At 53.7% G+C, this 12,449-nt stretch carries 12 protein-coding genes; 4 read left to right on the top strand and 8 right to left on the bottom strand.

The genetic code is table 11. From position 1 onward, the window contains the following. Positions 1 to 165 precede the first annotated feature (165 nt). The gene (gene rlmF, locus OVA10_RS17775) at positions 166 to 1,083 is read left to right on the top strand and encodes a 23S rRNA (adenine(1618)-N(6))-methyltransferase RlmF (RefSeq protein WP_164971791.1); all 918 of its coding nucleotides are present in this window, start codon (positions 166 to 168) and stop codon (positions 1,081 to 1,083) included. Between the two features lie 34 nt (positions 1,084 to 1,117). Here rlmF and ybiO read toward each other — a convergent pair whose 3' ends face one another. The 6 genes from ybiO to rhtA form a co-directional block, all read right to left on the bottom strand. Beyond that, positions 1,118 to 3,331 (bottom strand): mechanosensitive channel protein, encoded by a 2,214-nt coding sequence (gene ybiO, locus OVA10_RS17770; protein ID WP_268196541.1) that lies wholly within the window; start codon positions 3,329 to 3,331, stop codon positions 1,118 to 1,120. Between the two features lie 138 nt (positions 3,332 to 3,469). Beyond that, the gene (gene glnQ / locus OVA10_RS17765; RefSeq protein WP_100777107.1) at positions 3,470 to 4,192 is read right to left on the bottom strand and encodes a glutamine ABC transporter ATP-binding protein GlnQ; all 723 of its coding nucleotides are present in this window, start codon (positions 4,190 to 4,192) and stop codon (positions 3,470 to 3,472) included. Further along, a complete protein-coding gene (gene glnP, locus OVA10_RS17760; protein ID WP_095281341.1) occupies positions 4,189 to 4,848 on the bottom strand; it encodes a glutamine ABC transporter permease GlnP in 660 nt (219 codons plus the stop codon). The genes glnQ and glnP overlap by 4 nt, the downstream gene beginning before the upstream one ends. A 78-nt stretch (positions 4,849 to 4,926) precedes the next feature. Then, a complete protein-coding gene (gene glnH, locus OVA10_RS17755) occupies positions 4,927 to 5,673 on the bottom strand; it encodes a glutamine ABC transporter substrate-binding protein GlnH (RefSeq protein WP_100777106.1) in 747 nt (248 codons plus the stop codon). A 362-nt stretch (positions 5,674 to 6,035) separates the two neighbouring features. Beyond that, the gene (dps, locus tag OVA10_RS17750; protein WP_100777105.1) at positions 6,036 to 6,539 is read right to left on the bottom strand and encodes a DNA starvation/stationary phase protection protein Dps; all 504 of its coding nucleotides are present in this window, start codon (positions 6,537 to 6,539) and stop codon (positions 6,036 to 6,038) included. Between the two features lie 302 nt (positions 6,540 to 6,841). Beyond that, a complete protein-coding gene (gene rhtA / locus OVA10_RS17745) occupies positions 6,842 to 7,729 on the bottom strand; it encodes a threonine/homoserine exporter RhtA (protein ID WP_100777104.1) in 888 nt (295 codons plus the stop codon). Positions 7,730 to 8,084: 355 nt separating this feature from the next. Here rhtA and ompX point away from each other — a divergent pair, with 355 nt between their 5' ends. Next, positions 8,085 to 8,603: an outer membrane protein OmpX gene (ompX, locus tag OVA10_RS17740; protein WP_100777103.1), complete on the top strand. Its 519-nt coding sequence runs from the start codon at positions 8,085 to 8,087 to the stop codon at positions 8,601 to 8,603. Between the two features lie 91 nt (positions 8,604 to 8,694). Here ompX and OVA10_RS17735 read toward each other — a convergent pair whose 3' ends face one another. Next, positions 8,695 to 10,278, bottom strand: coding sequence for a phosphoethanolamine transferase (locus OVA10_RS17735; RefSeq protein ID WP_268196540.1), 1,584 nt, complete (start codon positions 10,276 to 10,278; stop codon positions 8,695 to 8,697). 279 nt (positions 10,279 to 10,557) lie between these two features. Then, a complete protein-coding gene (gene mntS / locus OVA10_RS17730) occupies positions 10,558 to 10,686 on the bottom strand; it encodes a manganase accumulation protein MntS (protein ID WP_107703991.1) in 129 nt (42 codons plus the stop codon). Between the two features lie 182 nt (positions 10,687 to 10,868). Between mntS and mntR the strand changes: the two genes are divergently transcribed. Both mntR and OVA10_RS17720 read left to right on the top strand, forming a co-directional pair. After that, positions 10,869 to 11,342 carry a manganese-binding transcriptional regulator MntR gene (mntR, locus tag OVA10_RS17725; protein WP_102105205.1) on the top strand — a complete coding sequence of 158 codons (474 nt, stop codon included), beginning with the start codon at positions 10,869 to 10,871 and terminating at the stop codon, positions 11,340 to 11,342. After that, complete coding sequence (locus OVA10_RS17720; protein ID WP_268196539.1) at positions 11,339 to 12,448, top strand: anion transporter; 1,110 nt, start codon at positions 11,339 to 11,341, stop codon at positions 12,446 to 12,448. Before mntR ends, OVA10_RS17720 begins: the two co-directional genes overlap by 4 nt. Position 12,449 lies beyond the last annotated feature (1 nt).

Genomic DNA, 12,449 nt, shown 5'->3' with positions numbered 1-12,449 from the left:
TTGATGGTGATCTGCTTATTTTTTGAACGATATAAATTGACAAATTATTGACAGATCATAGACATACAGGTTGCTGATTTTTGGCGATTTGTTGTGCCAGAAAGAGAGTTATTTACCGTTGGGTCATCAGAGGGTATCTTACGCCGCTGTGAAAAGGAGAATGCCATGACTGCCCAAAAGCCGGGATTACACCCGCGTAACCGCCATCGTAGCCGCTACGACATGAATGCCCTGTGTCAAAGCTGCCCTCAACTGCAGGAATTTATCGTGCAGACCCCAGCGGGTGAACCCTCAGTTAATTTTGCCGACCCGCTGGCGGTAAAGGCGCTGAACAAGGCGCTTTTGGCCCATTTTTATGGCGTTGCGCAGTGGGACATTCCGGAAGGTTTTCTCTGTCCACCGGTGCCGGGACGTGCGGATTATATCCACCATCTCGCCGATTTACTGGCAGAAGGCAATGGCGGTGAGATCCCGAAACAGGCGACGGTGTTAGATATCGGAACCGGCGCGAACCTGATTTACCCGCTGATTGGCGCGCATGAGTACGGCTGGCGTTTTACGGGCAGTGAAACGGGGCCGGAAGCCTTTGCCAGCGCCCAGGCGATCATCAATGGTAACGAGGGATTAACCCGCGCCATCCGTTTGCGTCGCCAGAAAGATGCCTCCATGATTTTCAACGGCATCATTCATAAGAATGAAAACTACGATGCCACAATGTGTAATCCGCCGTTCCACGATTCGGCAGCCACCGCCCGCGCCGGTAGCGAGCGTAAGCGCCGCAATCTCGGCCAGGCGGAAGAGGGTGCGCTTAACTTCGGCGGCCAGCAGCACGAGCTGTGGTGCGAAGGGGGCGAAGTGGCCTTTATCGAGAAAATGATCGCCGAAAGTAAGCCGTTTGGCCGTCAGGTGAAATGGTTCACGACGCTGGTTTCTCGCGGCGATAACCTGCCGCCGCTCTACCGTGCACTGACAGACGTCGGCGCGGTAAAAGTGGTGAAAAAAGAGATGGCCCAGGGACAGAAGCAGAGCCGCTTTATCGCCTGGTCCTTTATGGATGACGCGAAACGCCGCCGACCATTCTGATGCCTGTTGCCCGGTGACGCATGGCTGACCGGGCCTACAGGGTTGGCTCCTGCGGCGGCAGTGGTGACACCGGCGCGGGGAGCACCTGGTAGGTTTGCACTGGCGGTCGCACGTCGGCGATATCGAAGTGTTTCTTCACCATGCTGTCGAGGGCAAACCGCACCGTCCACTGCTTGAGCGGCTGGGTGGTGAACGAAACGCGCAGGGTAAAGGCGGTATTCGTCAGCCCGACAATCCCTGCAAACGACGGCTCACCGATCACCAGCCCGCGAATATCGTCCATCTCCATAAGCTCTTCAACCGCCGATTTCAGCGCCTGTTTCGCTTTATCCGCATCCTCATGCCGATCCACATCGTAATTGGCCACCACCGAACCGATACCGCGCACAAAGTTGGCGAAGGTGGTAATCGATGACCACGGAATGATGTGGTACGCGCCGGTGTCCTGGCGAACTCCGACGGAACGAATCGACATCCGCTCGACGGTGCCGGTTAACGGCCCAATCGTGACCAGATCGCCCGTATTCATCCCGTTCTCAAACTGAATAAAGATCCCGGTAATAATATCTTTCACCAGGGTTTGCGACCCGAAGGAGATCGCCAGACCCAGCGCACCGGCACCTGCCAGCAGTGGAGCGATATTCACGCCGATTTCAGAGAGCACAATCATGATGGTGATGGTACTGATGATCACCGCCAGTGCGTTGCGAAACAGGGTCAACAGCGTGCGTGCGCGGGCGCTGGGGAGCGGGCGGCCGTGAATATCGGACACCAGCCGATTTTCAATCAGGCTGGCGAGCAGCGTCCAGCCGATAGCCGAGAAGAACAGAATCAGTGCGATGCGAATTATAATATCCACGGTTTTTTCGCCCGCGCCGTTGTGCATCCAGTTCCAGAAATCAAACAGACTCCAGGCGCTGAGCAGAAGCATCACGGCGATGCAGACGGTCAGGATCCGCGCCACTTTCAGGGAGGCGGAGATCCAGCCATTCACCCGTTTTTGCAGTTCGGGATAATTTCGCTGTACCTGCGGGGACAGGGTGATGGTTTTTGAAATCCAGCGCGAGAGCAGACCGGAGACAAAGGCCGCGATGCCGATAATCGCCAGGCTGTGGAAGGTGGCGCCCATCATAAATTTCAGGCTGTTACCCGGATCGAACAGGGAGAAGAAGCACAGCACGATGAAATAGGCGCTCGCCAGCCAGTGCCACACCAGCGCGAACGCGCGGATAAACAGGCTAAAGAATGAGAGCGAGCGGTCCGCCAGGTGCAAAAGCCCGTTGGTAATCGCCTTTTTATTATGAAAAATCAGATACAGCGCCCAGACGGTAATTCCGAGCATAATCAGCACGTTTGCCAGGGCGCCAATTTGCACGTTGACCTGATTCGAGATAATGGGCACCGCGACCAGCAGGCCGTAGCCAATCAGACCGCTTAGAATGCTCAGGCGTAGCGCCCAGTATTTGGCGCTTTCGTCATTAACGGTGAACGGGCGTAAATCCGGCACGCGCGGACTAAATATCAGGCGCAACAGGGCTTTGAAGAACTCGATCAGGGCGAAGGCATTGAGGAACAGGCTTTGCTGGAAGGCGATGGTTTGGCTTCCAGCATTAAGGTTATCGCTCAGTACCTGGCCCACAAACAGCGTCAGGGCCAGAATCAGTAAATCAATGACGAACGCGCCTGCAATCATGAGCGGCAAGTGAAGCCAGCTGCTTTTCTCACGGTTTTTTCTGCGTCCCCACTCTCCCATTTTGCGGTACAGCGGCCACGCGCACAGCCTCGCCAGCCAGTAAAAAGCGAAGATCGCCCCGGCCAGCATCAGGAAGTGGCTGGCGGCGTTGCTGAATGTTTGTGGGTTAAAGGGTTTGTGCGGGGAGCCAATCAGGTTGCGGTAGAGCTGTGCGAAGCGGGCGGAGAGGGCTTCGCCGTAGTGCCGGCTGACGTCAGTCACATTCTCCAGCACGGTTTTTTCGCTTGTCACTTCAGGTGGCGTAATGCTGGGGACCGGCTCTTGCGGCGGCGTTTTCGCGACGGTGCGCAGCTGGTCGATCAGTTCTTTGCGCGAGGTGTCATTCTCCAGCACGTCGGCCAGCGCGCCATAGGCAGCTTTCTTTTGCTCAACGTCCGGCTCCGCAGCAGGCGTGCTCGACTGAGAGGCAGACGCGCCTGAGGTAACGCCCGGGAGGGTGACAGCCTGAGCGGGTGCACCGAACAGGCAAAGCAAAAGCAGCAGGATCCACGGCACGGCTTCCTCCGATGAAGAAAATGTTCAGCAAAATGATAAGTATAGATGGCAGGTGGGGGAGAGAAGTTTTTGGGAACAATCCGGCATAAAAAAGCCGGGCGACAGAGCGGCCCGGCTGGTGTGAAGCAACGGCGATGATTACGACACGTGCTGCAAGAATTCCTGCAGGCGCTGGCTAGGCGGGTTAGCAATCAGCTCTTGCGGATTACCGTCTTCCGCAATACGCCCTTTATCAATGAAAATCAGCCGGGACGCCACTTTCTCGGCAAAGCCGATTTCATGGGTCACGATGACCATCGTCATCCCTTCTTCCGCCAGATCCTGCATAACCTTCAATACTTCGTGACGCAGTTCCGGGTCGAGCGCGGAGGTTGGCTCATCGAACAGCATCATTTTCGGTTTTACAGCCAGCGCGCGGGCGATAGCCACACGCTGCTGCTGGCCGCCGGAAAGCTCGGACGGATAGTGGTGGGCACGCTCGGCAAGGCCGACTTTCGCCAGCAGTTCTTTTGCCAGCTTTTCAGCCGCCGCTTTATTGGCACCGCGCACGCGCTGTGGACCAAACATCACGTTTTCCAGCGCCGTCAGGTGCGGGAACAGGTAGAACTGCTGGAACACCATACCGGCTTCCTGGCGAATCAGACGCTCGTCCACTTTCGGGTCGTTGACCTTCAGGCCATCAACGATCAGATCGCCGCTGGTGATCTCTTCAAGCTTGTTAATGCAGCGCAGCAGCGTCGATTTGCCGGACCCTGACGGCCCGATAATGACGACAACTTCGCCCTGTTTGATGTCCAGATCGATGTTATGCAGCACCTGGGTTGGCCCAAAATGCTTGGAGACGTTTTTAAATTCAATCACAGGATTTTCATCCTTCTTTCAAGGCGACGCAGAACAAAGCTCAGCAGCAGCGTAATAATCAGGTAAACAACGGCCACGGCACTCCAGATTTCCAGTGCACGGAAGTTACCGGCAATGATCTCCTGGCCCTGACGGGTCAACTCGGCCACGCCAATTACGATAAACAGCGAGGTGTCTTTAATACTGATGATCCACTGGTTACCGAGCGGCGGCAGCATACGGCGCAGCGCCAGCGGCAGGATCACGTGGCGGATGGTTTCGCGACGAGACAGCCCCAGCGCCAGACCCGCTTCGCTAAAGCCTTTATGAATCGACAGTACCGCGCCGCGCGTGATTTCCGCGATGTAGGCGCCGGAGTTGATCATAATGGTCACCACAGCGGCGCTGAACGGATCAATGCGCAGATCGGTGAAAGCCATTGGCAGGGCGAAGTAAATAAACATGACCTGAACGACGATAGGCGTTCCGCGGATCACTTCGATGAAAACCAGTGCGATATGGTTTGCAATCCAGCCGCCGTAGGTGCGAGCGAAACCAGCCACGAGGCCGATAAACAACCCGCCAACCAGACCGAGGACCGAAATCCACAGGGTCATTTTGGCGCCTTCAAGCAAGAGAGGAATGGCAGGCCAGATGGCGCTCCAGTCAAACTGCATGATAATTTCCTGTTACCGTGGTTCTAAAAAGCAGGGGCGAAAGGTCGCCCCCGAGCGTACTTCTTCTTTTAAGAATAATTATTTTGGCTCAGTGCCGAACCATTTTTTGTAGATTTCGTTGTAGGTGCCGTTTTCACGCAGGGTTTTCAGCGCGCCGTTCACTTTGGTACGCAGATCGTCGCTGCCTTTCGGGAAGGCGATACCGTACTGCTGTGCTTCTAAAGACTCGCCAACCGCTTTGAATTTGCCGTTGCCCGCAGTTTTGATGAAGTACAGGATATTTGGCGTGTCGTGCAGTACCGCGTCAGCGCGGTTGGTGCCCAGTTCCATGTAAGCGTTGTCGATGTTCGGGAACTGACGCAGGTCTTTGGATTTGATGTTGGCTTTCGCGTAATCAACAGAGCCGGTGCCGCTTTTCACTGCAACCACTTTGCCGTCGAGATCTTTTACGCTTTTCACGTCGTTGTTATCAGCCTTAACCATCACCAGCAGGCCGCTTTTGTAGTAGCCGTCAGAGAAGTCGATCGCTTTTTTACGTGCGTCAGTGATGGTGATACCTGCCAGCGCAACGTCAACGTTTTTGGTTTGCAGTGCAGGGACGATACCGCTGAAGTCCATTGGCTTCAGGGTGTAATCAAGTTTAAGTTCCTTCGCGATAGCTGCCCACAGATCGACGTCAAAACCAACATACTGATCGCCCTGTTTGAATTCAAAGGGGACGAAGGCGGTGTCAGTTGCGACGATGAGTTTTTTATCTGCAGCGTGAGAGGACACGGCAAAAGCCAGGGTAAGTGCAGCCAGTGAAACTTTTAATACAGACTTCATAGCATTTCCTTTTATATCCACGGGGCGATCCCCTGCGAGAACAAACGGCTACATGAAAAAATCGTGCCAACATTGCAACTCATTGTTTTGCAAAGAGGATGATGTCATGTGTTGCACAGCAAACGGTGCAAACCGCTTTTGTTGCACCAAAACGGAGCGCTGTTTTGGTGCAGTCGGGTTTGCTTAGCCGACGGGTGGCTATTAAGCGCAGATAACGGCGATAAAACAATCTTTCGTTAACGATTTTGTGAGGTGATTATTACAACTAATTTACTTTTGCAGAAGGGGAGAGCAAAAGTGTGCACCATAAACGTGCAAAACCCCCGCCGGGCGGCGAGGGTTTTATAGATAATTCATATGGATTATTCGATGTTAGATTCGATAAACCACAGGAATTGATCCAGGTCGCGAGAAGCCGCGGTTAAGATATCTGCGGTGTCTTCGTCTTTGGTTTCGCCAATCGCTTTACGTACATCGTTCGCGACGATAGCGTAACGGTCAGCCAGCTCTTTCAGGTGATCCTGAACGGTGTGGATATCCAGCGGGTAGCTTTTCAGTGGCGTTTTGCTGTTAATCACCTGAGTGGTACCCAGGGCAACACCGCCTAGCTGCACGGCACGTTCAGCCATGGTGTCCAGGTGGGTCACTAACGCAGTCCGGAATCCATCCAGCATTTCATGAACGGCGATAAAGTTGGCGCCGCGCATATTCCAGTGGGCCTGTTTAGTGATCAACGACAGGTCAATGAACTGGATCACCTGGCGATTCAGCAGCTCAATCGTTGCTTTCTTATCGCTATCCGAGACATCGTTACGGGTATAAAGCAGATTAGACGCTTTCGTTTTAACCAGTTTAGCGGTACTCATAATCTCATATCCTCTTGATGTTTTATGTTCCAGGTAATTACCGGAAATAAGTATAGCACCGCTTTTATATTCTGCCGGGATGGCTGTGCCTATCGGTTTAATAGTGAAAGGGAAGGGGGTTGTATAACTCGTTGATATAAAATGATTATGATTTATTTTATGCGGATGAGTCTTAATTACGCCCTCGTTTCATGGGCGACAGAGTATATTTCACCGTGATGACAAAATATGTAAGAAAATAAAACCAGGGGTAAGTTGGCCTCTATTCTGCATGGCTATAAAACCATGCAGAACAGGGAGCATTAATTGACGTCGATTTTCTTGATTTTGGTTTCAGGCCGCATGGTGAGCGTCGATCCCATTGACGCGGCAATAATTGAGCACAGCGCCAGCGTCTGAGTGAAGGTCAGGCTTTCTCCCAGGAAAACCATCCCCGACAGGGCGGCGAGCGCCGGTTCCATGCTCATCAGCGTGCCGAAAATGCGGGTTGGCAGGCGCGTCAGGGCAATCATTTCGAGCGAGTAGGGCAACGCGGTGGAGAGAACGGCGACCGCAAGACCTATCGGCAGAATGGACCACTGCCAGATGGATTCCGTTGCTTGCGCCATCCCAATCGGCACAAAAATGATCGCAGCGATGAGCGAGCCGAGCGCGACGGTGGCAGGGCCATGCTCTTCACCCGCACGCTGCCCGGTGAGGATATAGACCGCCCAGCAGGCTCCCGCACCGAGTGCCAGTGCGGCACCGGTTAAATCCACATGAGAGATGTTCTGTCCCAGCGGCAGCAGGAACCACAGGCCCAGCACGGCCAGCACCACCCAGACAAAATCGACGGGGCGACGGGAAGAGAAGAGCGCCACGGCCAGCGGGCCGGTGAACTCCAGCGCTACCGCGATGCCCAGCGGTACGGTCTGGATCGACAAATAGAACAGATAGTTCATTCCGCCGAGGGACAGCCCGTAAAAGAGCAGCGGCAGGCGTTGCTCTTTTTTAAATCTCAGCCGCCAGGGTTTAAAGATCACCACCAGAATTAAGGTACCCAGCGCAATACGCAGCGCCGTGACGCCAGGGGCGCCCACCAGTGGGAAAAGGGATTTTGCCAGTGATGCACCACTCTGAATGGACAGCATAGCGATGAGTATTACAACGATGGGCAACCAGACTGGCGCCTTGCGAGACATCCCAGGCATCCTTTCTCCTGTCAATTTGTGTCAAAGGGAGTAAAGGTCGCAGTGTAATTGAAATAATCAGGCAGCGGTTGAGACTTTGTTGAAAAAAAATGCCGCGAAATCCGTAGAATGAGCCACTATTGATGGATTAATAAGCTAACAGATTAGGATTAATCTGGATGAATGTAATGGCGTTGACGCGCAAAATCAGCGTATAAATGTGGAAATTCAGTGTTTTTTGAACAAGATAGCTGACCTTTGAAATGTTCTGTTACATCAAAGGATCGGTTAGACAACACGAATCACAAAGAGTTTCACAAGATTTTTTGATATATTTAAAACTTACGGATTTACTTGAAGCACATTTGAGGTGGTTATGAAAAAAATTGCATGTCTTTCAGCACTGGCCGCTGTTCTGGCTGTTTCCGCAGGTACCGCTGTAGCTGCTACTTCCACTGTTACCGGTGGTTACGCTCAGAGCGATATGCAGGGCGTAGTAAACAAAGCTAACGGCTTCAACCTGAAGTACCGCTACGAGCAGGACAACAATCCGCTGGGCGTGATCGGTTCTTTCACTTACACCGAGAAAGATCGTTCTGAAGATGGCGCTTATAACAAAGCTCAGTACTACGGTGTTACCGCTGGTCCTGCTTTCCGCCTGAATGACTGGGCAAGCATCTACGGTGTTGTAGGTGTTGGCTACGGTAAATTCCAGCAGACTGAAAACGAAAGTCTGAACCGCACTGCTTCTACCAGCGACTACGGTTTCTCCTACGGCGCAGGTATGCAGTTCAACCCAATCGAAAACGTTGCTCTGGACTTCTCCTATGAGCAGAGCCGTATCCGCAACGTTGACGTTGGCACCTGGATCGCAGGCGTGGGTTACCGCTTCTAATCACTTCGGTGAGCCAGTAAAAAATCCGCCCAATGTGGCGGATTTTTTTTTGCCCTCTCCCAGTGGAAGAGGGTGCCAGACCGACGTCAGCTTACCTGCTTTTCACCTCAAAAACATCCGTGCCCAGATGGGTATACTCCACTTTCTGTAACTTGAAGTTGGTAATATACACCGGCGGCGCTTTCTTGTTTGAAATGAACGAATAGCTGTTGGCGATCTCTTTTGCCGAAATCCCCGTCCATTGTGAGAAGAATTTCAGGAAATCATTGGCTGAACGGCGTGCTTTGATGATGCGATGAGTTTTGTCATCGCTGGAGAGCACCATAAACGGCACCTGGAAGTTCTGCTGGAACTTATCGTCATGGGCCAGGTACTGCACCTCTTTGCCGCGCTCTTTAAACGCCAGACCGTGATCTGAGAAGTAGACCATCGAGAAACTGTCGCCTGTGTTGCGCAGCTGGGTATAGAGTTTACTCAGCAGGTCGTCGGTTTGCGTCATGGTGTAGAGATAGCACGACGTCTCTTTCGACTGCACGAATTCCGCGTATTTCCCCTGAGTACGATCGCACGCCTGCGGATGCGAGCCCATCAGATGCAGAACGATCAGCTGTGGCTGGGTGCGCTGGCTGGCGAAGACCTGCGACGTCATCTTCAGTAAGGCTTCGTCTTTGGTATTCTTATCGGCCTCAAAATCTCCGCTCTTCAGGAACTGCGCTTCGTCCGCACGTTTGGCAATGCTGGCGATGGCCGTGTCGTATTCACCGATCTGCCCCTGATTGGAGAACCACCAGGTCTGGAAACCGGCGCGGTTGGCCAGAGTCACGAAGTTATCCTGATACTGCGGTTTGCCATCGACCACACGGCTGAGCGTCAAGCCGAGCGATTTCTGCGTCGAGCCGCTTGCCGCGACATAATCGGTAAACAGCGTGCCGTTTACTGAGCTGGCAAACGGTGTGTTATCCCAGTGCCCGCCGAATGCGCCCAGCGCATCGCGGCGCGCGCTCTCGCCAATCACCACCACGTAGGTGTGATATTTCGGTTTGACCGCTAGCACGTTCCAGGTGTCTTTCATGTTCGACAGCTCCGCCATACGCGTCTGCTCATCGAGCACTTCTTTATTGTTCACCACAATATCTTTGACGAAGCGGAAAACCGGATAGCCGGTGTCTTTTAGCTTGAACACGCCACCCCACGCCAGGTTTTGCACCGGCGCGACAAAAAAGGTCGCCACGCCGATAACCAGGCACAGGTTTTCAATCATGCTCCACGGCTTTTTCTCCTGCGATTTGCGACGAACGGCAATCACCCCAAGAGCAAAAATAAACAGACCGATGACGTAGCTGTACCACGGGAAGATCGTCAGGATCTCCGTGGACTCTTCCATATTGGTGGAGTGCAGCGCCAGCAGGGTGTTGAAGTTAGGGGCACCGTACGCCTGACCAAACGGGTAGTACATCGCCGCGACGACCGAGCAGATCCCGACCACCACTTTTTGCGCACGTGGCGCGCTGCGCCACATCAAATGGAGCAGACAGGTAAAAGCGACGGCGTAGAGCAGGCTAAAGGGATAGCCTAGCGCAAAGTTAATGAGCAGCGATTGCAGAAAGTAGAATCCCGTCCACGGGCTTAAGGCCCGACTGCGGGTAATAAATGTTTCTTTCAGGGTTAAATTCATAGGTCACTATCATGAAAACGCCATGTGCTCACCCTGGCGTCGAGGGTCAAAGCCTGCCTGACAGTGCGTGGAGAGGGAATGAGGGTCCGCTTCAGCGAGCCGCAAATGGTGCAGGGCTGCAAGAAGATAGAGCCAGTCGGCATTCAGGTCAACAGTTGCTAAGAAGATGTTTTGCGAGAGGGATTACAAATCCGTAAAAAAGATCGGGAATTGAGGGCTAACAGGGCAGTTTGCGCGGGAAGTATGACGGAAAAATGAAGCGGCGTACCGCGACGCCGCTTAGTGGGACGGTTTATCGTTTTGCTCTGATTTACCGTTAAACATATCGCACAGCATGTTCAACAGCATCAAGCGTACTTTAAAGGGAGAGTGGCTAAACACTTTCATACACCTCTTGAATTCGTTCATGTGGCCTCCTGATTTCTGATCCCTTCGATCCGTGAAGGGTGACTGCATTACATACAGATATAGCACAGGCTATATTGTATAGCTATGGCTAATTCGTTAATTTTTTGTGCTTGTAGAGGGATCGTTTACACTGTGCGCTCAAGATATATGACGCCAGGGGCGTCACCCACTGAGGAAGGACAATGAACCGTCGCGCAGGTAAGCCCATTACAAAAAAAAAGACGCAACTGGTGAATGTTGAAGAGCATGTTGAAGGATTTCGTCAGGTGCGTGAGGCGCACCGTCGCGAGCTGATTGATGACTACGTCGAGCTGATTTCCGATCTCTTTCGTGAGGTCGGTGAAGCGCGTCAGGTGGACATGGCTGCGAGGCTTGGGGTGTCACAGCCTACGGTTGCCAAAATGCTAAAACGTCTGGCCTCGGTTGGGCTGATCGAAATGATCCCGTGGCGCGGCGTGTTTCTGACGCCAGAAGGGGAGAAACTGGCTCAGGAGAGCCGGGAGCGCCATCAGATCGTTGAAAACTTTTTACTGGTGCTCGGCGTGAGCGAAGATACTGCCCGCCGCGATTCGGAAGGGATTGAACACCACGTCAGCGAAGAAACGCTGGAGAAATTCCGCGAGTTCACGCGTAAATTTGGGTCCCCTGCTGAATGAGCATTCCTGGACTGCGGGCACTCGCCCGCGATCGCTTTTTCCATCTTCTGTTATTGATTGGCCTTGGGCTGAGCTTTTTCGTTCCCTTTGCGCCTGCGTCCTGGCCGGCGGCTATCGACTGGCACACCATTATTACCCTGAGCGGGCTGATGATGTTGACCAAAGGGGTGGAGCAGAGCGGCTACTTTGACGTCATCGGTGGCAAAATGGTGCGCCGCTTTGCCACCGAGCGCAAACTGTCGCTGTTTATGGTGCTCGCGGCGGCGCTGCTGTCGACGTTCCTGACTAACGATGTGGCGCTGTTTATCGTCGTGCCGCTGACCCTGACGTTACGCAAGCTGTGCGAGATCCCGGTTAACCGGCTGATCATCTTTGAAGCGCTGGCGGTTAACGCCGGATCGTTGCTGACGCCGATTGGCAATCCGCAGAACATTTTGCTGTGGGGACGTTCCGGATTGTCCTTTGCGGCCTTCACCTGGCAAATGGCGCCTCTCGCGCTGGTGATGATGCTCTCTCTGCTGGTGGTCTGCTGGTTTGCCTTTCCGGCGAAACCGCTTCGCTATCACAGTGGCACCCAGGCCTCCCCGTGGAATGCGCGGCTGGTGTGGGGCTGCCTCGCTCTGTACATCATTTTCCTGACGGCCCTCGAACTTAAATATGCCCTCTGGGGCGCACTGCTGGTGGCGGGCGGCTTCCTGCTGCTGGCGCGGCGGGTGCTGATCAGCGTCGACTGGACGCTGCTGCTGGTCTTTATGGCGATGTTTATCGATGTGCATCTGCTGATCCAGCTGCCGATATTACAGGGCGCGTTGCACAGCGTGAGCGGACTCTCGCCGCTCGGCCTGTGGCTGACGGCCATCGGGTTGTCGCAATTTATCAGTAATGTTCCCTCGACCATTCTGCTCATCAACTACGTGCCGCCAACGGTGCTGCTGGCTTGGGCTGTTAACGTCGGCGGTTTCGGCCTGCTGCCGGGATCGCTCGCCAATCTGATTGCTCTGCGTATGGCAAATAACCGCCGGATCTGGTGGCGATTCCACCTCTGGTCCCTGCCAATGCTGGTGTGGGCGGCCGCGGTCGGTTTCGGATTATTCCTTCTCATATAGT

The organism is Lelliottia sp. SL45 (assembly GCF_026672535.1).
Lineage (GTDB): Bacteria > Pseudomonadota > Gammaproteobacteria > Enterobacterales > Enterobacteriaceae > Enterobacter > Enterobacter nimipressuralis.
Note: the sequence above shows the minus strand (reverse complement) of the source record. Positions and strands in the feature narration are given on the sequence as shown.